Below are 23,800 nucleotides of genomic sequence, written 5' to 3' on the forward strand. Positions count from 1 at the left end.
CCTGCGAGGCCAGATACTTGTATTAGCCTTAACCCCATTAACCTTAATGGTCCATCCCGCAGTCCATAGTGCCCCTGACATATATCTGGGAAGACCCGATGCAGGACGGGTCACTTGCGCTCAGCTTAAGCATGGGGCGCTTGGACAACGCCAACTTCAGCAGGGTGAAACCTTAATGGCCGCTAACGAGAGTTAACGACCACTTGGGATGCCCCTTTGAGGCCAGGCACCTGTATTAACCTTAACCCGGTTCACCTTAGCGGATCACCCAGTCGCCTTTGATCGGGCGGGCGAACCACGCCAGAACCGCGATCATGCAGACCTCGATCGAGACCGACCAATAGATGTGGCCCAAAAACTCGCTCCACAATTCAAACCCGTTCAGGTTCCACAGCCAGCCGGTCTTGCCCTCGGCATAGGCCGGATTGCGGAAATCCAACAGCGGGATCAGGAACCCATGCATCACCACGGTAATGATGATCCCGTAAAGCGCCCCGAACCACAGCCGGATTTTCGGCCAATACATCGAACCGACCACATAAACGAAGGCAAAGGCAAAGCTGAACAGCCAGTGATACAGCGTCACCGCCCCCAGCACGGACACACCCTGATAGGTGTAATCCAGCGAATGTTGGTTGAAGCCCAGCCAGCCCAGCCAGGCGTCGATATGCGCACCGGGGGGCGAGATTTCACCCGGCATCCGCGGCGGCATGTTCACCTCGGACCCCCATTTCACCAGCGAGCTGAAGAACCCGCCAACCAGCGTCACCCAGATGATGACCTGACGATTCAATTTGCTTTGCCACACAACAGTCATTCCTTTTGCGCAAGGAAGGCCCATTTTTCCGGGCCATTTCAGACGATTCGGCAACCCGATACGTCATATTACCATAGGTTAGCGCAAACATGCCGCATATTCTCTGATGTGGGTCAATTTTTGCACAATATCGTGCCGTATCAGAAAGCGGTTCACCATTGCCGCGCGGGGCGTTAATGTCGCCGCAAAGCCCGTCATGGGCATAAGGATAAGGACCGTTCCATGCGGCATCTTGCATTTACGCTGGCTCTTGCCATGGCCCCGGTGACAATGCCGGTGCTGACCAGCCCGGCGCTGGCGCAACAGGGGCAGTTCGCGCCCGTCGTCTATGTCAATAACGCAGCCGTCACCCGGTTCGAGCTGGACCAGCGCCTGCGCTTCATGCAGGTGCTTGGAATGCCCGGTGCCGATACCGCCACCGCTGAGGCGGAATTGATTAACGACCGCCTGAAGATGCAGGCCGCCGAGACGCTTGGCCTGACCGTCAGCGATGAAAGCCTTGACGCCGGGCTGGCCGAGTTTGCGGGCCGCGCGGGCATGTCCACGGATCAATTCATCGCCGCCCTTGCCGGTGCAGGGGTCGAACGCGAAACCTACCGTGATTTCGTCCGCGCCGGGGTGGTCTGGCGCGAGGTCGTCCGGCGGCAGATCGTGCCGCAGGTGCGGGTCTCGGAATCCGAGGTCGATCAGGTGATGAAGCGCGATCTGGAAACTCCGGTGCTGAACGCCGTCCTGCTGGCGGAACTGGTGATCCCTGCGCCGCCGGGCCAAGAGGCTGCCGCCCGCGCGCGTGCAGAACAGATCATTGCCAGCACCCGTTCGGAAGCCGATTTCACCGCTGCTGCGCGGCGCTATTCAGCGACGCCTTCGGCCAGCAACGGTGGGCGTCTGCCGTGGATGGATCTGGACAATATGCCGCCCTCGCTGCGTCCGATCGTGCTGGCGCTGCGTCCCGGTCAGGTCACGCAGCCGCTGACCGTGCCTGGCGCGGTGGTGCTGTTCTATCTGCGCGACACGCGCGGCAGCGTCCGCCCCGGTGCGCGCGAACAGGTGCTGGATTACCTGACCCTGCCGATGGCTTCGGCTGCCGAGGCTGCGCAGTTTTCCGCCCCGCTGACCGGCTGCGCCGATCTTTACGTCGCCGCTCGTGGCCTGCCCTTGCAGGAACAAAGCGGGCTGCGTCAGGGCCAGATTCCGGCGGATATTGGCCTTGCGCTGGCGAAGCTGGACGAGAACGAATCGACCGTTATCAACCGCGGTATCTCGGCCGAACTGGTGATGCTCTGCCGCCGGGTTCCGGCCCTGCTGGCCAACCAGACCCCGGATGTGCCAACCACCGCGCAGGCCCCTGATGGGGTCGAGGCCGCGACCGCCGCCCCTGCTGACGGGCTGCCGCAGCGGGCCGCCGTGAGCGATCAGGTCTTTAACGCCCGGATCAACAGCATGGCCGAAGCCTATCTGGCCGAGCTTCGTGCCAATGCCATCATGCGCCGTCCGTGAAATGCCGCCGGTCCTGCTGACCTGCGGCGACCCTGCCGGGATCGGGCCGGAGCTGGCGGCCAAGGCTTATGGTTGCGGCGTCCCTTTTGTCTGGATTGGCGACCCGCGCCATCTGCCCCCCGGCACCCATTGGACCGAGGTGCAAAGTCCGCTTGACCCGCTGCCTCCGGCATTGCCCGTGCTGCGCCACGATTTTCCCGCGCCGGTCACGCCGGGCCAGCCGGACGGGCGCAACGCGCAGGCGGTGATTGACGTGATTGCCCGCGCGGTGGCGCTGGTCACGGCGGGGCAGGGTGCCGCCATTTGCACCGCGCCAATTGCCAAACATGTGCTGAAATCCGGCGCCGGTTTCGCGTTTCCCGGCCATACCGAATATCTGGCCCATCTTGGCGGCGATGCGGATGTGGCGATGATGCTGGCCTCGACCACGGTGCAGCCGCCCTGCCGCGTGGTTCCGGCGACCATTCACATTGCGCTGCAAGACGTGCCGCAGGCACTGACCCCCGATGCGCTGAGCCGTGCCATCCGCATCACCCATGCCGCGCTGATCCGCGATTTCGGCATTGCCGTGCCGCGTCTGGCGGTGGCGGGTCTGAACCCTCATGCCGGTGAAAACGGCGCGATGGGGCGTCAGGAAATTGACTGGATCGCGCCGCTTCTGGACGATCTGCGGGCCGAGGGGATGGACATTCGCGGCCCGCTGCCCGCTGACACGATGTTCCATGCATCCGCTCGCGCGGGCTATGATGCGGCCATCTGCGCCTATCACGATCAGGCCCTTATCCCGATGAAAACACTTGATTTCGAGGGGGGCGTGAATGTCACCCTTGGCCTGCCCTTCATTCGCACCTCGCCCGATCACGGCACCGCTTTCGACATCGCCGGGCAGGGCCGCGCCAGCCCCGCCAGCCTGATCGCCGCGCTGCGCATGGCACGCGACATGGCCGAGGCCCGAAAGGCCCACGCATGAGCCAGATCGACGGCCTGCCCCCCCTGCGCGAGGTTATCGCGGAACACGAGCTAAGCGCGAAAAAGCAGCTTGGTCAGAACTTTCTGCTGGATCTGAACCTGACGGCCCGCATCGCGCGGGTGGCGGGGGATCTGTCGGAATGTGATGTGCTGGAGATCGGCCCCGGCCCCGGCGGGCTGACCCGTGGCCTGCTGGCCGAAGGCGCGCGCCGGGTGCTGGCCATTGAAAAGGACGCCCGTTGCCTGCCCGCGCTGGCGCAGATCAGCGCCGCCTATCCCGGACGGCTGACCGTGATCGAAGGCGATGCGCTGCATATCGACCCGCTGGCGCATCTGACGCCGCCGATTCGGATTTGCGCCAACCTGCCCTATAATGTCGGAACCGAATTGCTGGTGCGCTGGCTGACGCCGCCCGCATGGCCGCCCTTCTGGCAATCGCTGACGCTGATGTTCCAGAAAGAGGTCGCGCAGCGGATCACCGCGCAGCCGGGCAGCAAAGCCTATGGGCGGCTGGCGGTGCTGGCGCAATGGCGGGCCGATGCGCGGATTGCGCTGACCCTGCCGCCGCAGGCTTTCACTCCTGCGCCCAAGGTTGAATCGGCGGTGGTTCATCTGACCGCCCTGCCGCAGCCACGCTTTCCTGCCGATGCCGCCACGCTGTCGCGGGTCACAGCGGCGGCCTTTAACCAGCGTCGCAAGATGTTGCGCGCCAGCCTGCGCGGGCTGCATCCGCAGATCGAGGACATGCTGACCGCATCCGGCATCCCGCCCACCGCGCGGGCTGAGGAAATCGGGCTGGAAGGTTTCTGCACACTCGCCCGCGCCTTGCAGGCCGCAAAAAGCTAAACGTCCCGGCGCAGGATCAGCGCCTTGCCACCCCAGCCGATACGGGCGCGGGTGACGGGGGCAAAGCCTTCCGCGTGATACAGCGCCAAGGCCGCGTGGTTCGCCGGGCGCAGCTCAACCCGAAGGCCGGGATAGCCCTGCGCGGCGGCCTCATACAGCGCGGCGTGCAGCAAGGCACGGGCGATGCCCTGCCGTCGTGCAAAGGGGGCGACGGCCAACCCGTCGAGGACCAGATCACCACTGACCGGCCCACCGCGCCACAGGTGCAGCGCCCATGCCGCTGGCTGGCCCGCGATGTGGCGCAACCGGGCAGGCGGCAGAATCACTGCCCCGCCTTCTGCGCCACGCAGGCCCGCGCAGCCCAGCACCGCACCATCCGCCGCCAGCGCCACCAGCACCCGCCCGGACTGCAAGCCGCGCCGAACCAGCGCCCGCCCGGCGCGGTCAGGGATCATCCGCCCCATCTCGGGGCGCAGCACATGCGCCCAATACAGCCCGGCCACCGCCTTGCGCTGTCCCGCAAAGCCACGCGCAATCCGGGGCTTGCCCCCGGTCATCAAAGCCTTAACCTGCGTAGGTTGCATCAGGATGCCTTTCATCATGCCCGACCATTTGCCTAATTCTGCCACCGCCCGGCAAGAGCGCCGCGCCATTCGTGCGCTGGCCCGCAGCCCGGCGGACAGCTTCTGGCACGGGATCACCTCGACCCTGCCGCTGTTGCTGGTGATCGTGCCGTTCGGGGTGCTGTTCGGCGTGACCTCGATCGAGGCCGGGCTGACGCTGGCACAGACCATGGGCTTTACCACGCTGGTGCTGGCCGGGGCCTCGCAATTCACCGCCGTGCAACTGCTGTCGGATCAGGTGCCGTTACTGCTGGTGATCCTGTCGGGGCTGGCCGTGAACCTGCGCATGGCAATGTATTCGGCCAGCATGGTGCCTTGGATCGGCGCGGCCAGCCGGGCGCAAAAGGCTGGTGTCGCCTATACGCTGATCGACCAGAGCTATGCCTCGTCCATGATCTACTATCAGGCCAATCCGCGCCTGAACCTGTCGCAAAGGCTGGCCTATTTCGCGGGAACGGCGGTCTGCATGTGCGGGCCGTGGGTGCTGGCGACACTGGCCGGAGCGCTGTTCGGGCGGGCAATTCCACCGGGGTTGGCGCTGGATTTTGCGGTGCCGATCACCTTTTTGGCGATGATCGGGCCGGGGCTGGTGTCAGCGGCGCATGTGGCGGCCTTTGCGACCTCGGTGCTGCTGGCTTTGGCGCTGACATGGCTGCCTGCGGGGCTTGGCTTGCTGATCGCCGCACCGCTGGCCATGGCCGCAGGTGCGTGGACCGAGGCACGAACCGAGCGCCGCAAGCTGCGGGAAGGCCGGCCATGACGCGCGAGGCTTGGGAAATCTGGCTGGTGATTGCGGTGCTTGGCGCGGGAACATTCGCGCTGCGCTATTCGTTTTTGGGCGCCATCGGCAACCGCCCGCTGCCGCAATGGGCGCAGCGGTTGCTGCGTTATACCGCCGTTGCGGTGCTGCCGGGGCTGGTCGCGCCGCTGGTGCTTTGGCCGCAGGCGACGGGAGGGCAGCCCGACCCCGCCCGCCTGTCCGCCGCGGCCGCCACGCTGGCGGTGGGTGTCGCCACCCGCAGCACGCTGGCCGCCATCCTTGCCGGGGCGGCCACACTGTTTGGAATGTTGTGGCTGTTGGGCTGACCCCCGCTTAGCGCGAGGGCACCTCGTTCGGGCGGGCATAGCCTTCACGATAGCCGACAAGCTGGCCGTGCTGACGCAGCAGCACATCATGGCGGTTGTCGGGGTCGCCATCCTCATGCCGCTTGCTTTGCACATTCGGCAGGGTCAGGAACCAGGCCCGCAGCTTGTTCGGGTCAAAAGTGCTTGGCGCGCCCTCGAACCCCGGCACTTTGCGCAGCACATTCCCGGTGCCGACCGCACAGAAACTTTTGTTCACCGCGCCGTTTTCTTCTGCCGCCCGGATGGCCGCATCGGCAACCTCGCGGCTGACATAGACGGTATCTTCGGCCACCCAATAGGTCTGGCGGGCGTGATAGTCGATGTAGAAGTTTTTGAAATTATCGGTGATGCCATACATCACATCATGCCGTTCGGGGATTGCCGGATGCACCCAGCTACCTGCCGGATCGAACATCACCCGCTGGCTGCCGTTGATCATCAGACCGGAATGCCCGCCTTGCCCGCGCGGAATCCCAATCACGGTGAACAGGGTGATCGAAGGAGGCTCATCCGAAACATACCGCGCCCGGCGCACCTCATCATCGGTGGCCCAGACGTTATCCGCGCCGCAGGCCGCAAGGCCGACGCACAGCGCCAGCGCCGTCATGACTGCTCGAAGCATTTTATTCCCTTATATTCAGGCGTTGGACAGGGCCATGAAGATCAGAACCAGCACAATCGCCGCCGCAAACCATGCCCAAAAGCGGACAAAGCCATAAAAGGTGCGCTGCTGTTCGGCAATATCCATGCTGCCGGGAACATGGTCGGGGGTCTGGTGATCGCTGGCCATGGCCGTCCCTCATTGGTGTTGATGCGTTATGGATAGCGCAAACCGGCCTGCCTGTCACCAATCCGATGCGGATGTGGTAAAACCCGCGTTAACCCGCCTGCCAGATGATACCGCCCTGCGCGTTGCGCCCTGCTTCATGCACCCGGCTCTGATGGCGCAGGTGGTTGACGTGGCCCACGGCCTCGACCAGCGCCAGCCCGTATTCACCCGCGCCGATCTGGCGGCGATACAGCACGTCAAAGCAATCCGCCGCCGTCCGTGGCTGCGCGGCCAGCGATTGCGCCAGCCGGTCCAGCGCGTTCAGGTGGTTGTCGCGCATCTGCCGCAGCCGCAGTGGCAGGCCGGTAAACGGCAAGTGATGCCCCGGCAGCACAAGCTGACCGGGCCGCGCATGGGCGGCCAACCGGTTGCAACTGTCCAGCCAGTCGCCCACCGGATCAGCGAAAGGCTCGGTCGGGTAAACCCCAAGGTTGGGTGAAATCCGGGGCAAAAGCTGGTCGCCACCGATCACCAGCCCGTCATCGGACCAAAGGGTGATCTGTTCCGGCGCATGGCCGTCGCCCATATGCACCTGCCAGTCGCGGCCCGCCATGCGCAGGCTGTCGCCTTGCGCCAGGCGGCGATACCCCAGCGGCAGCGGATGCACCACATCGGCAAAGTTAAAGGGCCGCTCGGTCTGGCGCAGGGCCAACAGGTCCGGGGGCATCCCGGCCTCGCGCCAGAAGGCCACCTGCTCGGACGTGGGTCGGTCCTGCACATCCAGAACCAGCATCCGCGCCATCAGCCAGGCGGTGCGGCTGGTCCAGAGGTCAGCCCCCTGCGCCTGAAACCAGCCGGCAAGGCCGATATGATCGGGGTGATGATGGGTCGCAATCACCCGGCCCACGCGCCGCCCGGCCAAAGGCCCCGCCAGCGCCGCCTGCCAGATCGCCCGGCCACGTTGCGAATCAAAGCCAGTGTCAATGATGGTCCAGCCCCCGCCCTGCGCGGCATCCTCGGCCAGCGCATAGACATTGACGTGATCCAGCTTCATCGGCAGCGGCAGCCGCAGCCAAAGGACACCGGGGGCGAGTTCCACCGCCTCCCCCTCGGCCGGAGCCTCGGGGAAGGGGTGGTCGATAGGATCGGTCATGCGCCAGTGGTGAAGGTGCTGTCTGGCAGCGCCTCCAGATCGGCCACCCCTGCGGCCGCGGCGGCCAGCTCGGCCTCCAGACGCGGCAGAATCCGGGTGATATAGATGCGGGCCAGCGTAACCTGAGCATCTGTCCCGGCCAGTGCGGCCCGCAGATGCGCGGATGCACCCAGCAGACAGGCAAAACTGTTCAGGAACGGCACCGCGCCCGCGAAACGATCAGCATTGCCCTGATCCAGCAGCCGGGCAATGCCGTCGCGCATCGCCTCACCCGCGTTCCAGACAGCACCCGCCAGCTCCGGTTGCGTCGCCTGCGCGGCTTTGGCCCCCTCCATCACCTCGTCGATCAGGCGCAGAGCGGCATCGCCGCCGTCCATCATCTTGCGCCCGACCAGATCCATGGACTGAATCCCGTTGGTGCCTTCGTAAATGGCGGTGATGCGCACGTCGCGCAGATGCTGCGCCGCGCCGGTTTCCTCGATAAAGCCCATGCCGCCATGCACCTGCACGCCCATATCGGCCACGCGGATACCCACATCGGTGCCGTAAGCCTTGGCAATCGGTGTCAGCAGCGCACCCCGCGCCACCCACTCGGCATTGCCGGTCGCCTTGGCCATGTCCAGCGCCACCGCGCAGGCCAGCCCGATGGCACGGGCGGCAAAGACCTCGGCCCGGCCCTCGGCCAGCATCCGGCGCACATCAGGGTGGCGGATGATCGGGCCGAACTGCTGGCGGTCAGTGGCATATTCGGCAGCCTTTTGCAGCGCCGCCTCGGCCACGCCGACGCCCTGCATCCCGACCGCAAGCCGGGCGTTGTTCATCATGGTGAACATCGCCGCCATGCCCTTGTGTTCCTGACCGATCAGCCAGCCCTTTGCCCCCTCAAAGGACAGAACACAGGTCGGGCTGCCATGAATACCCAGCTTGTGCTCAAGGCTGACGGTGCGCACCGCGTTACGCTCACCGGGGTTGCCATCGGCATCGGGCAGGTATTTCGGCACCATGAACAGGCTGATGCCTTTGACCCCCGGCCCGCCCTCGGGCAGACGCGCCAGCACCAGATGGCAGGTGTTGCTGTTCACGTCGCTGTCGCCCCAGGTGATAAAGATCTTTTGCCCGGTGATGCGGAAGGTGCCGTCGTCGGCCCGTTCGGCCTTTGTCACCAGCGCGCCGACATCGCTGCCCGCGCCCGGTTCGGTCAGGTTCATGGTGCCGTTCCATTCACCCGAAACCAGCTTGGGAATATACAGTTCCTTGATCCAGTCCTCGGCATGATGTTCCAGCGCCTCGATCTGGCCCTGCGTCAGCAGCGGGTTCAGTTGCAGCGACAGGTTGGCGCCCGCGAACATCTCGGCCACGGCCATATTCACCGCCTGAGGCAAGCCGCCACCGCCATATTCCGGGTCCGCCGTCAGTCCGATCCAGCCGCCTTCGGCAATCGCCGCGAAACCCTTGTCAAAACCGGGCGAGGACCGCAGCACACCATTTTCCAGCCGCGCCGGGGTCAGATCGCCATTGCGGTTCAGCGGGGCCAGAACATCGGTGGCGACCTTGCCAGCCTCGGTCAGAATGGCGTCCACCGTGTCGGCATCGGCCTCGGCAAACAGCTCGGTTCCGGCCACGCGCGGCAGATCAACGACATTGTGCAGGATAAAACGAATCTGATCGGCAGGCGCTTGATATGGCATGACTTCCCCCTTGGCACCCCGGCAACGCGGGGCTATCTGACCTTTTGACTGACACGATGGCGCATCCACGTTCAAGCGGCAATCGGAACACAACGTCATTCTAAGGGCAAAACAATGGCGAAAACCCGGATACTGAGCGCCGATTCCGGTGGAATATCGCAGGCAGCAGAGCTGCTGCGCGCCGGAAGTCTGGTCGCCATTCCAACCGAAACGGTTTACGGCCTTGCCGCCGATGCCCGCAACGATCACGCTGTTGCCGGGATTTTCGCGGCCAAGGGCCGCCCCACGTTCAACCCCCTGATCGTCCACCTGCCGGATCCGACCGAGGCCGCGCGCATTGCCCATTTGCCCGCCCCGGCCGAGGCGCTGGCCCGCGCCTTCTGGCCCGGTGCGCTGACGCTGGTGCTGCCTCTGCGCCCGGATGCCGGGATCAGCCCACTGGTGACGGCGGGCGGCGATACGGTGGCGCTGCGGGTTCCGGCGCATCCGGTGGCGCAGGCGTTGTTGCGGCAGACCGGGCCGCTGGCCGCGCCCTCGGCCAATCCGTCGGGGCGCATCAGCGCCTCGACCGCGGCGCATGTGCTGGACGGGCTGGACGGGCGTATCGCTGCCGTGCTGGACGCCGGACCCTGTGCGGTCGGGCTGGAATCAACGATCATCGGCTGGCGTGAAGGCCACGCGACGCTGCTGCGTCCCGGCGGGATCAGCTCTGACGCCATCGAGGCGATCTCTGGCCCGCTGGACCGCCCGCAGATTAACGCCGGTGCCGATGCCCGCCCCGATGCGCCGGGACAGTTGACCAGCCACTACGCCCCGCGCCAGCCTTTGCGTATGGGCGCAACCACCGCGCATGAGGGCGAAATCCTGATCGGCTTTGGTCCCGGCCCGGCGGATATGAACCTGTCGCCCTCTGGCAATCTGGTTGAGGCCGCCGCCAACCTTTTCGCCACCCTGCACCGCGCCGATGCCATGGGCCGTCCGATCGCCGTCACCCCGATCCCCGACACCGGCCTTGGTCTGGCCATCAACGACCGCCTGCGCCGCGCCGCCGCACCGCGTTAGGGTTAATGGATGGCAAGCGGGGCGCCACCGTAATTACGCGATCAGCACCAAGCGTAATTCAACACCAGCAAGCCCGATCAAGCGATCCTTACCAACGTCAAGGTTAATCCTGTTAAGGTTAACGGCTGGCGTAACCGATCCTAAACCAATCCCAAGCCGATCTCATACCTGATTGGCCTCAGACGCTTAACCACCTTCAGCAACGCGGCATATATCGTTGTGTTCAGGTTAACGTAAGCCTGCAAGAAATACCCGGACAGGAACCAAAGCAACCTTTGAGAACGGTGCCCGCAAGCAAAAGAACACGCCCCGCAGCGACATCAAGGTGAACGACCGGCAAGAAGGTGAACGACTGACGATAGATGCCTCACCGGCCTCCATGGCCTATCGGCTGCCACCGATAAAACCACTACGTTAAGGCTAACCATCCGATTAAGCCCATTAAGGTTAACCATAGCCCAAAGAGACCCGCGCCCCAGCCTCAGGCCCGCCCTGCGGCCGGCGACAACAATGCCGGGTCAATCCCCAAGAACCGCAGCGCCTGCGCCCATTTTGCGGCATGATCCCCGCCGAACACCAGCGTTTCATCATAGGGCGCAGCCATCCAGCCGTTCGCCAGAAACTCGGCTTCCAACTGCCCCGGCCCCCATCCAGCATAGCCCAGCGCCAACAGCGCCGGGGCCGGATCGGGGTCACGGGCCAGTTCCCGCAGCACGTCCAGAGTCGCACTCATGGCCACGCCGGGGACGATCTCGGGTGCATCGCTGCCGCTGATATGGTGCAGAACAAAGCCACGCCCGGTTTCAACCGGACCACCAAAATGGACCGGGACCGGGGCGACCTCTGCACCGTGGTCGATCTGCAACTGATCCAACAGCTCGACAAACCCCGGCCGGGGCAAGGGCCGGTTCACGATCAGCCCCATTGCGCCATCCGCACCATGCGCGCAAATCAGCACCAGCGACTGCGCGAAACGCGGGTCGTTCATGCCCGGCATGGCAATCAGGATCTGGCCTGTCAGGTCTTGGCTTGCGCTCATCGGGGCCTCCTTTGTTTCCAAGATCATGCTTTCCGGGACATGGTGCAAGCGGCGCTTGCAAAATTGTGACTTTGCCCATGGCACCACACGGTCTAGACCGGCAGCATGAAACATCTTGCCGCCCTGCTGATCGCCCTGCCCCTGAGCGCCTTTGCGCAGGATTTGCCGCCCGGCGTGGCCTCGGCCCGGCTGCTGCCCGGCTGGATGGATCAGGACGGCAGCCGCGTGACCGCGCTGGAACTGAACCTGAAACCGGGCTGGAAAACCTATTGGAAATCACCGGGCGAGACCGGCATCCCCCCTGTCTTCGACTGGGCCAGCACGATACAGGCCGAATATCTGTGGCCCGCGCCCGAGATCATCGACAGCGGCGGCGAGCGCACCCTCGGTTTCCACGATGCACTGATCCTGCCGATCCGCTTGCAGGGCGCGGGTGACGGGCCGCTGACGACCAGCGTTGATCTTGGCGTCTGCGAGGACATCTGCGTCCCCGTGCATCTGGAGCTGACCACGGGTGCGGCGGGCCAGTCTGACCCGCTGATTCTTGCGGCACTGGATCGCGCACCAGAAGCGGCAGAGGGGCTGACCTGCCAGATCACCCCCGCAGCAGACGGGCTGGCGATTTCGGCCAGCCTGCCCTCCGATATGATCGCGGAAAGCGCCGCATTCACCACAGATGACACCGGCATCTGGATCTCGACCGCCGATCTGGCACAGGATGGTGGCACCGCCATCGCAAAGGCCGAGATGCTGGACGCCACCGGCAAGCCCTTTGATCTGGACCCGGCGCAGGTCACGCTGACCCTGATCGCCCCTGACCGCAGCATCGAGGCCCGTTGTTAAGGTGACTGCCTTAGCGAAATCAAGGTTAACAGATCAGGCCGGTTAAGGTTAATGCGTCCAGCCTGTTAAGGTTAACGCGTTAAACCGGCGGCAGATCCAGCCGCGCAGCCACCGCCAACAGGTCAGCCCAAGCCTCGCGTTTGGCGATAGCGGTGCGCAGCAGATAGGCCGGGTGCGTCATCGGCAGGGCGGGTTTCCCGAATGCCTCGGTCCAGTTGCCGCGCAGTTTCAGGATCCCCTCACGCCCCAAAGCCGCCTTGCAGGGCGTATTGCCCATCAGCACAATCACATCCGGATCCGCCAGTTCGATATGCCGCCGCACAAACGGCAGCGACAACGCAATTTCTGCATCGGTCGGACGGCGGTTGCCGGGTGGATGCCACGCCAGAACATTGGTGATATAGGCGGCGCGTTCCGCATCTGGGCTGTGCCGGTCCAGCCCGATGGCAGCCAGCATCCGGTCCAGCAACTGCCCAGCCCGGCCGACGAAAGGTTTGCCCTGCGCATCCTCGTCATTGCCCGGCGCTTCACCCAAAATCAGCAGCCGCGCCTTGGGGTTGCCGTCGCTGAACACAAAGTTCAGCGCACCTTTTTTCAGCTCGATCCCGTCAAAACCCTGCTGCAATTCGGCCAGCTCCGGCAGGCTTTGCGCACGGGCCGCCAAGGCCATGGCCTCTGCCATAACGGCGGCCCGGTCGGGTTCATCGGGCTGCGCAGGCTTGGCCGCAGGCGGCGGTGCCGCAACAGCAGGCGCAACCGGCGCAGGACGCTGCGCCTCCTCGAAACGATCCTGCGGACTGTCCAGAATCGCCTCATCGACGCCGAACTCGGCCTGCCATTCCAGCAAAGCCAGCGCCGCCGCGCCATCCAGCGCCAGTCCCCGCCATGTCGGATCGCCATTCATATGACAGGCTTAGGCAAAGCCGCGCCTTGCCGCAAGCGCACGCATTTGCGATAGGTGGTGCGCTGCCGAATAAAAGGGGGACATGATGACTTTCCGCGCCCGTCACCTGCTGGGGATCGAACCCCTGACCCCGCCCGAGATCACCACCCTGCTGGATCTGGCCGAATCCTATGTCGATCTGAACCGCCGCACGGTGAAACATTCCGATGCGCTGGAAGGGATGACGCAGATCAATATGTTCTTCGAGAACTCAACCCGCACCCAGTCCAGCTTCGAGCTGGCAGGCAAGCGGCTTGGGGCCGATGTGATGAATATGTCGATGCAGACCAGCAGCGTTAAAAAGGGCGAAACCCTGATCGACACCGCACTGACCCTGAACGCCATGCACCCCGACCTGCTGGTGGTGCGCCACCCCGAATCGGGCGCGGTCAACCTGCTGGCGGAAAAAGTGAATTGCGCGGTGCTGAACGCCGGTGACGGCCGCCACGAACACCCAACGCAGGCGCTGCTGGATGCGCTGACCATCCGCCGCGCCAAGGGTCGCCTGCACCGGCTGACCGTGGCGATCTGCGGCGATATTGCCCATTCCCGCGTGGCCCGCTCGAACCTGATCCTGCTGGGCAAGATGGAAAACCGGGTGCGTCTGGTCGGGCCATCCACGCTGATGCCTTCGGGCGCTGCCGATCTTGGCGTCGAGGTCTATGAGGACATGCGTGAAGGGCTGAAAGACGCCGATGTGGTGATGATGCTGCGCCTTCAGCGCGAGCGGATGGACGGCGGCTTCATCCCGTCCGAGCGGGAATATTTCCACCGCTGGGGGCTGGATGCCGAAAAGCTGGCACTGGCGAAACCCGATGCCATCGTCATGCACCCCGGACCGATGAACCGGGGCGTAGAGATCGACGGCACCATCGCGGACGACATCAACCGCAGCGCGATTCAGGATCAGGTGGAAATGGGGGTCGCCGTGCGCATGGCCGCCATGGACCTGCTGGCCCGCAACCTGCGTGCCGAACGCGGCCGCGCCGCAGCCGATGGCACCTATGTCTGACCCCACCCTGCCCCCCTTGTTACCCGGCGAAACCATCATCACCCGCGTCCGCGTCACCCCTGCCGGAATGCTGCGCGGCGGGCTGATCGCCACCGGCATCTTCGCGGTGATTATTCTGGCGCTGCAATGGCTTGGACCGACCGGGCTGTCACTGGGGCAATATCTGTTCACCCTCTGCGGTTTTGCTGCGGTCTTTGCCGCCGTCAGTTGGCTGTTCGACCGGGGGCGCGCATGGGTGCTGACCGACCAGCGCATCATTGACCGCAAAGGTCGGGCGCTGATCCTGTCGTCGGATATGTCGATGCGGCCCTTTGTCAACGGTTTCCGCCTGCGCGACCGCAAGGGCGGGCGCATGGCAATCCGCTCGATCCCCGATCCCGGCGGATTCGCGGCGCAGGTGCGGGCGCAGGCCATCGCCCGGACCGAAGCCGAAGTCACCGCCCTGCTGGCCGCAGCAAAAGAGAGGCACAATGGCTGAACTGACCGAGCGCGAATGGCGGGCGATCCTAGAACCGGGAGAACAGATCATCTGGCAAGGCGCACCGGAAGGCGCCCGCCTGCCCAAAGGCGAAGCCCGCTTTGCGTGGATGTTCGGTGGCCTGTTCGCCGCAGTCGGCGGGCTGTTTTTCCTCATCGGCGTAGCGACGACGGCCTCCGAACCAATGCTGCGGATCATTTTTACCGGGCTTGGCGGGATCTGTCTGAGCATCGGGCTGGCCGCCATGATCCTGCCGCGCATCCTGTTTCAGCGCAGGATAGCGCGAACCCGCTATGCGCTGACCAATCGCCGGGCATTGATCCTGGAACAGAAGATCATCTCATTCCGTATCACCCCCGACATGGAAATCGACTTTCAGCCGGGCAACCCGCCCGCGATCTGGTTCGGAACCGAGGAAACCAGTTTGGTCATCAACAATCGTCCAGTGATCCGTGACATCGGCTTCGCCGCCGTGCCAAATGCGCCCGAACTGGTCGAGCTGATCCGCGACATGCAGGCCAAAATGACAGGACAAGCGCCCCATGCAGGATAACGCCCCCGCCTATCGTGACCGCCTGCCCGCTCCCGTCGCCCCCGAAGGCGAGGTCGCACGGGCAAGTTTTGCCCCCGACCGCGCCCGTTACCTGCGCGATTACATGACCTTGGCCGCCATCGGCGGCAGCGCGGTGGTGCTGGTCCTGCTGCTGCTTGGCAAGGCCGACCAGCTTTGGGCGGGCATCCTTGGCACCAGCGCCGCGCTGATCCTGCGCGGCGGCTGGATGTATGCCGACACCATGGCGATGCGCTGGCTGCTGACCGACCGCTCGCTGATCGGTCCGGGCCAGCAGGTGATCGCACTGGCCGACATCGCCTCGGTCCGCGCCTTCATGGGCGATGTGCATGTCACCACCAAAGCCGGGCGCAAGATGCTGCTGAAACACCTTGCAGACCCGCAAGCCGCCGCAAGCCGGATCGAGGCCAGCAGATGAACACCGAAACCGCCGGCTGGTCCGGCATCCTCGACGATGGCGAAACGATCCTCTGGCAAGGCCGCCCGTCCAGCCGGTTCCGCCTGACCCTGGCCGACCTCAAGCCCGCACGACAGGGCCTGATGATGACCCTGTTCGCGGTGGTCTGGCTTTCGATGGCGATGCGTGCGCCGGGGATCTTCTGGCTGTTCGGCCTGCCGTTTCTGTTGATGGGGCTGTGGCAGATCGCCAAGCCGCTGCTGCTGCCCACGCTGCTGCGCCAATATAGCTTTTACACGCTCACCAACCGCCGCGCCTTTATCGCCACCGACGCGCCGTTTTTAGGCCGCAACCTGCGCTCATTCCCCATTACCGCCGACACCCGGCTGGATTTTATGGACAACGAGCCGGGTTCCATCCTGTTTGCCGATGACCGGCTGGCAGGGCTGACCATGCCCGGCCCGGATGGCATCCGCCGGGTCGGTTTCCAGATGATTCCCGACGCCCGCAGGGTGTATGGGCTGATGCGACAGATCCAGACAAAGGAACTGACCCGATGATCCTGCATTTCGACAATGCCCGCCTGATCGACCCCGAGGCCGGAACCGCTGATCCCGGCAGCCTGACCATAGCCGAAGGGCTGATCGTCGCCCGTGATGAGGCCGCGCCCGAGGGGACGGAACGCATCGACTGTCGCGGCGCCTGCCTTGCGCCGGGGCTGGTTGATTGGGGCGTCAAGATCGGAGAGCCGGGCGAGCGTCACAAGGAATCCTATCGCAGCGCGGGCCTTGCCGCCGCTGCCGGGGGGGTCACGACCATGATCGTGCGCCCCGACACGATCCCGCCGCTGGACGACCCCGAAACGCTGGAGTTTGCCGCCCGCCGGGCCGAGGGCATCCCGGTCCGCATCCGCCATATGTCGGCACTGACCAAAGGCCGCGAAGGCCGTGAAATGGTCGAGATGGGCTTTCTGCATGACGCGGGCGCGGTGGCTTTTACCGATGGCGTCCGCACGCTGCCTGACGCCAAGCTGATGGGCCGCTGCATGACCTATGCCCGCGGCGTTGGCGCGCTGATCGTCGGCCATCCGCAGGAACCCGCGCTGTCCAAAGGCGCGGCGGCAACCAGCGGCAAGTTCGCCTCTCTCTACGGGATTCCCGCGGTATCCCCCATGGCCGAAGTCATGGGGCTGGACCGCGATCTGGCGCTGGTGGCGATGACCGGGGCGCGGTATCATGCCGACCAGATCACCATTGCCGCCAGCCTGCCCACACTGCGCCGCGCCCGGCAGGCGGGGCTGGATGTAACGGCGGGCATCTCGATCCACCATCTGACGCTGAACGAATATGACGTCGGCGGCTATCGCAGCTTTTTCCGCTTTACCCCGCCCTTGCGGGCCGAGGATGACCGCATGGCGATGGTGCAAGCGATTGCCGATGGAGACATCGACGTGATCGCATCGTTCCACACCCCGCAGGACGAGGAATCCAAGCGCCTGCCGTTTGAATCCGCCGCCCCCGGTGCGGTCGGGCTGCAAACCCTGCTGCCGGCGGCGCTGCGGCTGTATCATCAGGGCGGGCTGAGCCTGCCGCAGCTTTGGCGGGCCATGGCGTTGAACCCGGCGCAGCGGCTGGGTCTGCCACAAGGCCGCCTGTCCATCGGCGCGCCTGCCGATCTGGTGCTGTTCGACCCGGACGCGCCCTTTGTCCTTGACCGCTTCAGCCTGCTGTCGAAATCCAAGAATACCCCCTTTGACGGCGCCCGGATGCAAGGCCGGGTGCGCGGCACCTGGGTCGGCGGCCAGCAGGTCTATGACCCCAAGCAAGAGGTCCCCCATGCCTGATTTTACCTCTGCCCCCGGCCTGCTGATTCTGTGGGCGGCCATCGGATATCTTCTTGGCTCGATCCCTTTCGGGCTGGTTATCAGCCGGGTGCTTGGCCTTGGCGACCTGCGCCAGATCGGGTCAGGCAATATCGGCGCAACCAACGTCCTGCGCACCGGCAACAAGCCCGCCGCGCTGGCAACCCTGCTGCTGGATTCGGGCAAAGGCGCCATTGCCGTGCTGCTGGCCCGTGCGCTGGCCGGCGAGGATGCCGCCATCCTTGCCGGTGCCGCCGCCTTTCTGGGCCATTGCTTTCCGGTCTGGTTGCAGTTCAAGGGCGGCAAAGGCGTTGCCACCTTTCTTGGCACGCTGATCGCGCTGCACTGGCCGCTGGGGCTGGCCGCCTGCGCGGTCTGGCTGGTGACGGCACTGGTCAGCCGGATCAGCTCACTGTCGGCGCTGGTCGCGGCCTGCCTGTCCGCTCCGCTGGCATGGGCGATGGGACGGCCCGATCTGATCGCCGCCTGCCTGTTCATGGCGGCGCTGATCCTGTGGCGGCACAAGGCCAATATCCAGCGCCTGATCGCCGGGACCGAGCCGAAAATCGGTCGCAAAAGCTGACCCATCATAACGGGCCATATCGTCGGCGGGTCGCATAGGCCCGCTGTCGCGCCACCGCGCGGCCCCACAACCGCAGTCCCACGGCCCCCAACACCACCAGCCACAACCCGAACAGCAGGCCCAAGCCCATCAGCCCGGCCCGCGCCGGTGCAAGCCCGAAACCCAAAAGCACGGCCGCAAGAAACCCCGCCAGTCCCATTCCGAGCAGCCGTTCGATTCGTCCGATGATCGCTGACAGCATAACCGCCCCCATTCCGCATGGGACCGGCTTAACAGCGAAATCCTAAGATCAGGTTAATCTCAGTAGGAATATTCGCCATAAATCCGGTTCAGATCACCGGCCCATTCGCCGTGATATTTCGCCAGAAGCTCATCTGCCGGGACCATGCCGGTATCGACGCTTTCGCGCAGAGCGTTCAGGAAATGCACCTCATCGGGGACCAGTCCGCCCGCACCGGGGCGCGCCCGCGCTTTCAGACCTGTCTCTGCAATATCAAGAACTTGCCCGGCCAGATCACGCATCTTGATCGCGCCGACCTGTCCCGCCAGCGCATCGCGCCCGGCCACATGGCGCAGGCTGTCACGGGTTTCGGCATCCCAGCCTTTGACCAGATCCCAGGCCGCATCCAGCGCCCCCTGATCATAGAGCAGCCCGACCCATAGCGCAGGCAAGGCGCAAAGCCGCCGCCAGGGGCCACCATCGGCGCCGCGCATTTCGATATATTTCTTGACCCGCGCTTCGGGGAACACGGTTGTCATGTGATCCGCCCAATCCGAAAGCGTCGGCACCTCGCCCGGCAGCGCAGGCAGGCGACCGTTCAGGAAATCGCGGAAGCTCTGCCCCAACGCATTGATATACTTGCCGTCCCGATAGACAAAATACATAGGAACATCAAGCACATAGTCCACCCACCGCTCATAACCGAAACCGTCCTCGAACACGAAAGGCAGCATCCCCGTCCGCGCCGCGTCAAGGTTCTGCCAGATATGCGCACGCCATGATTTCATGCCATTCGGCTTGCCGTCCAGAAAGGGCGAATTGGCAAACAGCGCCGTCGCCACCGGCTGCAAAGCCAGCGCAACGCGCAATTTCTGTACCATGTCGGCTTCGGACGCAAAGTCCAGATTCACCTGAACCGTGCAGGTGCGATACATCATCTGGGTGCCAAGCGTGCCAACCGTCTGCATATAGGGGGTCATCAGCGCGTAACGCCCCTTGGGCATCATCGGCATCTGATCCTGCGTCCAGATCGGCGCGGCCCCAAGGCCAATAAACCCGGCGCCGATACGCTCGGCCACCTCGCGCACCTCGGCAAGATGCTGGTTTACCTCATCGCAGGTCTGGTGGATGGTTTCCAACGGTGCGCCTGACAGCTCAAGCTGGCCGCCGGGTTCAAGGCTGACATTCGCACCGTTGCGGGTCAGGCCGATCAGCTTGCCACCCTCGCGCAGCTCGGACCAGCCAAAGCGGTCGCGCAGCCCCTCCAGCATCGTCAGGATCGAGCGTTCCCCGTCATAAGGCAGCGGCAGCAGGCTGTCGGTGCAGTAGCCGAACTTTTCATGCTCGGTGCCGATGCGCCAGTCCGCGCGTGGCTTTTCGCCGCTTTCGACATAGCCCGCAAGCTGGTCACGATGCTCGATCGGGCCGCCGCCCTGCTGAGGAATGGACATAACGGCCCCCATATTGTGCTGCGTGACAGGTGGAGGCCCGTGCCGGAACTGTCAAGCCGTTCCGGCGTCACGTTGCCAAATGGTCTGAACCGCCAGATCACGCCGCGCCAGCGCCGCAGAGGCCGCGCCCATGCTGAACCCCGGCAGCGCGGTGAAAGCGTCGGGCAGCGTCTCGGCCCCCTTGGCGGCGACCGGGACCAGCAGCGCCTCATCCCGCGTTTTCAGCCGCCAGTAAGGTTGCCCGTTCAGGCGCAGCAGGCGAAGCTCGGTCAGATCGCGCAGCGCCACCTGTCCGCCCAACGTCCGCGCCCCGAAATAGCGCAGCGCGCCCTCATCCACCTCGACCAGCCCCGGCGCATCCACCGGACGCTGAAACGCCCGCCGCCGCAAGGCAAAGCCGCCCCATGCCAGCGCGACAAAGACGACCACCGCTCCAAAGGGCAGCAGCACCCAGCCACCCAGCAAGATCAGCCACAACCCGAACAATCCCAGCAACAGGGCTGCGCCGGGTTCAATCCATGGTTTCAGTTCTGGCCGTATCATCTTTGATCCATCGGGTTGCCCGCCTGATATGGGATCAGCCGCAGCACGGTTTCAAGCGCCCATGCAAATTGGGCAACATTGCAACACCTGCCGCGGGTGCCTATCTGCCAAAGATGCGCGATACACGTTTGCCCCCTGTCTTTTGGGTCATCATCCTGACATGCTGCCTGTTCGAAGCGGTGGCGATGCTTTGGCCGGATCTCGCGGATCAGGCGCTGTTATGGGGTGGGTTCTGGCCGCAGCTTTTCCATGGTGTGCGCGGGGTCTATCCGGGCCAGATCGCCGGAATGTTCGTAACTTATGGGTTTCTGCACGCGGGCTGGCTGCATCTTGGCATGAACATGCTGTCACTGGCGGTTCTGATCCGGGCGATGCGACCCGGTTTCAGCACCGGGCAATTGCTGCTGATCTATGCGCTGTCGCAGATCGCCGCCGCCGGGCTGTTTGCGGTGATGCTGCCCGATGGCGGGCCAATGATCGGCGCATCGGGTGCGGTATTCGGGCTGGCAGGGGCGCTGTTCGGCTTTGCCTTTACCCGCGCCCGCCGGTTGCATCTGCCGATGGATCAGATCGCACGGTCGGCGGCCCTGCTGGTGCTGATAAACCTTGGCCTGACGCTGGTCCTGCCGGGAATCGCGTGGCAGGCGCATCTTGGCGGGGCCTTGGCCGGGCTGGCGCTTGGGGCGCTGATGGCCAGAGGTTAAACCTCTGGCACCAGAATGTCGCGCTTGCCGATGTGGTTGGCGGCACCGACAATGCCTTGTTCTTCCATCATATCGACCAGCCGGGCGGCCTTGTTATAGCCGATGGCCAGCCGCCGCTGGATATAGCTGGTCGAGCATTTCCGCTCTTTGGCGACGATCGCAACCGCCTGATCATAGAGCGCGTCATCGCCATCACCACCGGACCCCAGCCCCAGCACCGCGTCGATACCGTTGGCCTTATCGTCATCCGGGCCTTCCAGCACACCGGATTTGTAAGACGGCGGGCCAAAGGATTTCAGATAGCTGACGATTTCCTCGACCTCCTCATCGCTGACGAAGGGACCGTGAACGCGGGTGATCTTGCCGCCGCCCGCCATATAGAGCATGTCGCCCTGCCCCAACAGTTGCTCGGCCCCCTGCTCGCTGAGAATGGTGCGCGAATCAATCTTGGACGTAACCTGAAAGCTGATCCGGGTCGGAAAGTTCGACTTGATCGTGCCGGTGATCACATCCACCGAAGGCCGCTGCGTGGCCATGATAAGGTGAATACCCGACGCCCGCGCCATCTGCGCAAGCCGTTGAATACACGCCTCGATTTCCTTGCCCGCAACCATCATCAGATCGGCCATCTCATCGACGACAACGACGATATAGGGGAAGGTCTCGGGCTGGAACTCCTCGGTTTCAAAGATCGGCTCGCCGGTGTCCTCGTCAAAGCCGGTCTGGACGGTGCGCTTGAACATCTCGGATTTGGCCAGCGCCTCGCGGACACGGGCGTTATAGCCCTCGATGTTGCGCACGCCCATCTTGGACATGCGACGATAACGGTCCTCCATCTCGCCGACCAGCCATTTCAGCGCCACCACGGCCTTTTTCGGGTCGGTCACAACCGGCGACAGCAGATGCGGAATACCATCATAGACCGACAGTTCCAGAATCTTGGGATCAATCATAATCAGCCGGCATTCATCCGGCGTCAGCTTATACAGCAGCGACAGGATCATGGTGTTGATCGCCACCGATTTCCCCGAGCCGGTGGTCCCGGCGATCAGCAAGTGAGGCATTTTCGCAAGGTTCGCCACCACCGGCTCGCCGCCAATGTCCTTGCCCAGCGCCAGGGGCAGCGGCATCCGCGTATCGCCAAAGGCCGAGGCCGCAAGGATTTCCCGCAGCGCCACTTTCTCGCGGTTCTGGTTGGGCAGTTCGATGCCGATAACCGTGCGCCCCGGCACCGTGCTGACCCGCGCCGACAGCGCCGACATGGACCGCGCAATATCATCGGACAGGCCAATGACGCGGCTGGCCTTCAGCCCCGGCGCGGGTTCCAGCTCATACAGCGTCACCACCGGGCCGGGATGCACCTCGGTGATGCGGCCCTTGACGCCGTAATCATCCAGCACCGCCTCCAGCATCCGGGCGTTCTCGGTCAACGCCTCCTGGCTCAGCGGCGCGCGGGTGCTGGTATCAGCGGATGCCAGCAGCGCCAGCGGCGGGCGCTCATACCCGCCAGAGGTCTCGCTGAACAGTTGCGGCTGCGCCTCGGCACGCGCCTGACGCGAGGGGGCGGCAGCTTTCGCGGGCGGCACGACGGTGCGCTGCGTATCCGCGCCAAATGGCTCGGGCTGCGCGATACCGCCGGTCAGACGGCTGGTGATGGATTTCAGCACCGACTGGCGCGGTTCGGCCATGTGGTTCTCGACCGCCTCATGCACGCGCGCGCTGATCGCCTCGGGGTCATAATCATCGTCTGCATAGTTGGTCTCAGGCTCAACCAGCTCGGGTTCAGGGTTGAAATCCGTAACCGGCAGGCGGGCGTTTTTCAGCCCCGGCAGGTTCAGGCGCGACGGCGCAGCGGTGGCGGGCAGATCATCCAGCGCAGCGGCTTCGGCCTTGGCGGCGCGGCGCTCGGCCACGCGGGAGCGCAGGCCCGTCACCGCCCCGACCGAGGCAACGGCGCCCCGCCCCAAGGCCCGGCGTGCCAGCATGGATGCCGTCGCCAGACCATTGCGCAGGAACCGCGCGATGGCCTGCAACTCGATCCGGTCAAAGCCCAGCACAAAGGCCCCAAAGGCCAGCGCCAGCGCGGCAAAGCCCAGCGCCGTCAGCTTCAGCCCGAAACCGATCGGAAAGGGCAGGATGTTCAGCACCGCGCCCATAATCATGTCACCGAAATGACCGCCAAGACCATAGGTCTGCGCCCAGCCGGCAGGCGGCAGCATCGAGGTCGCATAGACCGACAGCACCGCAACCCAGATCGGCAGGAACGCCCCGCGCATGATCCGGTCCTCGCCCCGGTGCAGCATCAGCCGCAGGCCCCAGACCAAAGCCCCCACGACCAGCCCATAGGCCCCAAGCCCGGCAATCATCATCAACGGCGAGGCGATATAGGCCCCGATCCGCCCCAGAAGATTCGTCGCCGGCTGATCCGTTGCCGCCAGAAAGCTGGGATCGTCGGGGGAATAGCTGACCAGCAGCATCGCCAGCAGCGCCGCCACCACGATCAGCCCGGCCCCTGCCAGTTCCTTGACCCGGCGTTCAAGCGCGGCCTGCGTGTTCTGGTCGAACAGCGGATCACGATGTTTGGCGTGCAAGCTGGCCATGCG

General features: G+C 64.6%; 27 protein-coding genes. 15 read left to right on the forward strand and 12 right to left on the reverse strand.

Annotation, left to right across the window (positions count from 1 at the left end):
* Nucleotides 1-256: 256 nt before the first annotated feature.
* Nucleotides 257-808 (reverse strand): DUF1440 domain-containing protein, encoded by a 552-nt coding sequence (locus tag Q4G24_RS08265; RefSeq protein WP_303366042.1) that lies wholly within the window; start codon nucleotides 806-808, stop codon nucleotides 257-259.
* A 231-nt stretch (nucleotides 809-1,039) separates the two neighbouring features.
* Here Q4G24_RS08265 and Q4G24_RS08270 point away from each other — a divergent pair, with 231 nt between their 5' ends.
* The 3 genes from Q4G24_RS08270 to rsmA are packed head-to-tail and all read left to right on the forward strand — an operon-like array spanning nucleotide 1,040 to nucleotide 4,132.
* Complete coding sequence (locus tag Q4G24_RS08270) at nucleotides 1,040-2,317, forward strand: peptidylprolyl isomerase (protein WP_303366043.1); 1,278 nt, start codon at nucleotides 1,040-1,042, stop codon at nucleotides 2,315-2,317.
* Complete coding sequence (gene pdxA / locus Q4G24_RS08275) at nucleotides 2,295-3,287, forward strand: 4-hydroxythreonine-4-phosphate dehydrogenase PdxA (RefSeq protein WP_303366044.1); 993 nt, start codon at nucleotides 2,295-2,297, stop codon at nucleotides 3,285-3,287. The genes Q4G24_RS08270 and pdxA overlap by 23 nt, the downstream gene beginning before the upstream one ends.
* Entirely contained in the window at nucleotides 3,284-4,132 is an 849-nt protein-coding gene (rsmA, locus tag Q4G24_RS08280; RefSeq protein ID WP_303366045.1) for a 16S rRNA (adenine(1518)-N(6)/adenine(1519)-N(6))-dimethyltransferase RsmA, read from the forward strand. The genes pdxA and rsmA overlap by 4 nt, the downstream gene beginning before the upstream one ends.
* Here rsmA and Q4G24_RS08285 read toward each other — a convergent pair.
* A complete protein-coding gene (locus Q4G24_RS08285; protein ID WP_303366046.1) occupies nucleotides 4,129-4,734 on the reverse strand; it encodes an N-acetyltransferase in 606 nt (201 codons plus the stop codon). The two genes, rsmA and Q4G24_RS08285, sit on opposite strands and share 4 nt — an antisense overlap.
* On the opposite strand from Q4G24_RS08285, the gene Q4G24_RS08290 reads away from it, so the two are divergent.
* Both Q4G24_RS08290 and Q4G24_RS08295 read left to right on the forward strand, forming a co-directional pair.
* Nucleotides 4,733-5,515: an AzlC family ABC transporter permease gene (locus Q4G24_RS08290; protein ID WP_303366047.1), complete on the forward strand. Its 783-nt coding sequence runs from the start codon at nucleotides 4,733-4,735 to the stop codon at nucleotides 5,513-5,515. The genes Q4G24_RS08285 and Q4G24_RS08290 overlap by 2 nt on opposite strands.
* Complete coding sequence (locus Q4G24_RS08295; RefSeq protein WP_303366048.1) at nucleotides 5,512-5,841, forward strand: AzlD domain-containing protein; 330 nt, start codon at nucleotides 5,512-5,514, stop codon at nucleotides 5,839-5,841. The genes Q4G24_RS08290 and Q4G24_RS08295 overlap by 4 nt, the downstream gene beginning before the upstream one ends.
* A gap of 7 nt (nucleotides 5,842-5,848) precedes the next feature.
* Here Q4G24_RS08295 and Q4G24_RS08300 read toward each other — a convergent pair whose 3' ends face one another.
* The 4 genes from Q4G24_RS08300 to Q4G24_RS08315 form a co-directional block, all read right to left on the reverse strand.
* Nucleotides 5,849-6,502: a hypothetical protein gene (locus Q4G24_RS08300; protein WP_303366049.1), complete on the reverse strand. Its 654-nt coding sequence runs from the start codon at nucleotides 6,500-6,502 to the stop codon at nucleotides 5,849-5,851.
* A gap of 15 nt (nucleotides 6,503-6,517) precedes the next feature.
* Entirely contained in the window at nucleotides 6,518-6,670 is a 153-nt protein-coding gene (locus Q4G24_RS08305) for an aa3-type cytochrome c oxidase subunit IV (RefSeq protein WP_303366050.1), read from the reverse strand.
* A gap of 88 nt (nucleotides 6,671-6,758) precedes the next feature.
* Nucleotides 6,759-7,802, reverse strand: a complete 1,044-nt coding sequence (locus tag Q4G24_RS08310) for an MBL fold metallo-hydrolase (protein WP_303366051.1) — start codon at nucleotides 7,800-7,802, stop codon at nucleotides 6,759-6,761.
* Nucleotides 7,799-9,490: an acyl-CoA dehydrogenase gene (locus Q4G24_RS08315; protein ID WP_303366052.1), complete on the reverse strand. Its 1,692-nt coding sequence runs from the start codon at nucleotides 9,488-9,490 to the stop codon at nucleotides 7,799-7,801. Before Q4G24_RS08315 ends, Q4G24_RS08310 begins: the two co-directional genes overlap by 4 nt.
* A 114-nt stretch (nucleotides 9,491-9,604) precedes the next feature.
* Between Q4G24_RS08315 and Q4G24_RS08320 the strand changes: the two genes are divergently transcribed.
* A complete protein-coding gene (locus Q4G24_RS08320) occupies nucleotides 9,605-10,552 on the forward strand; it encodes an L-threonylcarbamoyladenylate synthase (RefSeq protein WP_303366053.1) in 948 nt (315 codons plus the stop codon).
* Between the two features lie 481 nt (nucleotides 10,553-11,033).
* Here Q4G24_RS08320 and Q4G24_RS08325 read toward each other — a convergent pair whose 3' ends face one another.
* Complete coding sequence (locus Q4G24_RS08325; protein WP_303366054.1) at nucleotides 11,034-11,591, reverse strand: YqgE/AlgH family protein; 558 nt, start codon at nucleotides 11,589-11,591, stop codon at nucleotides 11,034-11,036.
* Nucleotides 11,592-11,696: 105 nt separating this feature from the next.
* Here Q4G24_RS08325 and Q4G24_RS08330 point away from each other — a divergent pair, with 105 nt between their 5' ends.
* Entirely contained in the window at nucleotides 11,697-12,434 is a 738-nt protein-coding gene (locus tag Q4G24_RS08330; protein ID WP_303366055.1) for a protein-disulfide reductase DsbD domain-containing protein, read from the forward strand.
* A gap of 79 nt (nucleotides 12,435-12,513) precedes the next feature.
* Here the strand turns inward: Q4G24_RS08330 and Q4G24_RS08335 are convergent, their stop codons facing one another.
* A complete protein-coding gene (locus tag Q4G24_RS08335) occupies nucleotides 12,514-13,338 on the reverse strand; it encodes a uracil-DNA glycosylase family protein (RefSeq protein WP_303366056.1) in 825 nt (274 codons plus the stop codon).
* 85 nt (nucleotides 13,339-13,423) lie between these two features.
* On the opposite strand from Q4G24_RS08335, the gene Q4G24_RS08340 reads away from it, so the two are divergent.
* From Q4G24_RS08340 to plsY, 7 genes are read left to right on the forward strand one after another with little or no spacing between them, the layout of a single operon-like run.
* On the forward strand, nucleotides 13,424-14,389 hold the full coding sequence (locus tag Q4G24_RS08340; protein WP_303366057.1) for an aspartate carbamoyltransferase catalytic subunit: 966 nt from the start codon (nucleotides 13,424-13,426) through the stop codon (nucleotides 14,387-14,389).
* Nucleotides 14,382-14,867 carry a hypothetical protein gene (locus tag Q4G24_RS08345; protein WP_303366058.1) on the forward strand — a complete coding sequence of 162 codons (486 nt, stop codon included), beginning with the start codon at nucleotides 14,382-14,384 and terminating at the stop codon, nucleotides 14,865-14,867. Before Q4G24_RS08340 ends, Q4G24_RS08345 begins: the two co-directional genes overlap by 8 nt.
* Nucleotides 14,860-15,420 carry a hypothetical protein gene (locus tag Q4G24_RS08350; protein ID WP_303366059.1) on the forward strand — a complete coding sequence of 187 codons (561 nt, stop codon included), beginning with the start codon at nucleotides 14,860-14,862 and terminating at the stop codon, nucleotides 15,418-15,420. The genes Q4G24_RS08345 and Q4G24_RS08350 overlap by 8 nt, the downstream gene beginning before the upstream one ends.
* A complete protein-coding gene (locus Q4G24_RS08355; RefSeq protein WP_303366060.1) occupies nucleotides 15,410-15,856 on the forward strand; it encodes a hypothetical protein in 447 nt (148 codons plus the stop codon). Before Q4G24_RS08350 ends, Q4G24_RS08355 begins: the two co-directional genes overlap by 11 nt.
* The gene (locus tag Q4G24_RS08360) at nucleotides 15,853-16,395 is read left to right on the forward strand and encodes an aspartate carbamoyltransferase catalytic subunit (protein ID WP_303366061.1); all 543 of its coding nucleotides are present in this window, start codon (nucleotides 15,853-15,855) and stop codon (nucleotides 16,393-16,395) included. Before Q4G24_RS08355 ends, Q4G24_RS08360 begins: the two co-directional genes overlap by 4 nt.
* Nucleotides 16,392-17,678 (forward strand): dihydroorotase, encoded by a 1,287-nt coding sequence (gene pyrC, locus Q4G24_RS08365; RefSeq protein ID WP_303366062.1) that lies wholly within the window; start codon nucleotides 16,392-16,394, stop codon nucleotides 17,676-17,678. Before Q4G24_RS08360 ends, pyrC begins: the two co-directional genes overlap by 4 nt.
* Nucleotides 17,671-18,279 carry a glycerol-3-phosphate 1-O-acyltransferase PlsY gene (gene plsY / locus Q4G24_RS08370; RefSeq protein WP_303366063.1) on the forward strand — a complete coding sequence of 203 codons (609 nt, stop codon included), beginning with the start codon at nucleotides 17,671-17,673 and terminating at the stop codon, nucleotides 18,277-18,279. Before pyrC ends, plsY begins: the two co-directional genes overlap by 8 nt.
* Nucleotides 18,280-18,283: 4 nt before the next feature.
* Here plsY and Q4G24_RS08375 read toward each other — a convergent pair whose 3' ends face one another.
* The 3 genes from Q4G24_RS08375 to Q4G24_RS08385 are packed head-to-tail and all read right to left on the reverse strand — an operon-like array spanning nucleotide 18,284 to nucleotide 20,493.
* A complete protein-coding gene (locus Q4G24_RS08375) occupies nucleotides 18,284-18,520 on the reverse strand; it encodes a hypothetical protein (RefSeq protein WP_303366064.1) in 237 nt (78 codons plus the stop codon).
* Between the two features lie 59 nt (nucleotides 18,521-18,579).
* Nucleotides 18,580-19,950: a glutamate--cysteine ligase gene (locus tag Q4G24_RS08380; protein WP_303366065.1), complete on the reverse strand. Its 1,371-nt coding sequence runs from the start codon at nucleotides 19,948-19,950 to the stop codon at nucleotides 18,580-18,582.
* A gap of 51 nt (nucleotides 19,951-20,001) precedes the next feature.
* Nucleotides 20,002-20,493, reverse strand: coding sequence for a hypothetical protein (locus Q4G24_RS08385; protein WP_303366066.1), 492 nt, complete (start codon nucleotides 20,491-20,493; stop codon nucleotides 20,002-20,004).
* A gap of 113 nt (nucleotides 20,494-20,606) precedes the next feature.
* Here Q4G24_RS08385 and Q4G24_RS08390 point away from each other — a divergent pair, with 113 nt between their 5' ends.
* Nucleotides 20,607-21,197 (forward strand): rhomboid family intramembrane serine protease, encoded by a 591-nt coding sequence (locus tag Q4G24_RS08390; protein WP_303366067.1) that lies wholly within the window; start codon nucleotides 20,607-20,609, stop codon nucleotides 21,195-21,197.
* Here the strand turns inward: Q4G24_RS08390 and Q4G24_RS08395 are convergent.
* Nucleotides 21,194-23,797 carry a DNA translocase FtsK gene (locus tag Q4G24_RS08395; RefSeq protein WP_303366068.1) on the reverse strand — a complete coding sequence of 868 codons (2,604 nt, stop codon included), beginning with the start codon at nucleotides 23,795-23,797 and terminating at the stop codon, nucleotides 21,194-21,196. The genes Q4G24_RS08390 and Q4G24_RS08395 overlap by 4 nt on opposite strands.
* Nucleotides 23,798-23,800 lie beyond the last annotated feature (3 nt).

Origin of the sequence: Paracoccus sp. (in: a-proteobacteria), assembly GCF_030538695.1 — a bacterium.
Taxonomy (GTDB): Bacteria; Pseudomonadota; Alphaproteobacteria; order Rhodobacterales; family Rhodobacteraceae; genus Paracoccus.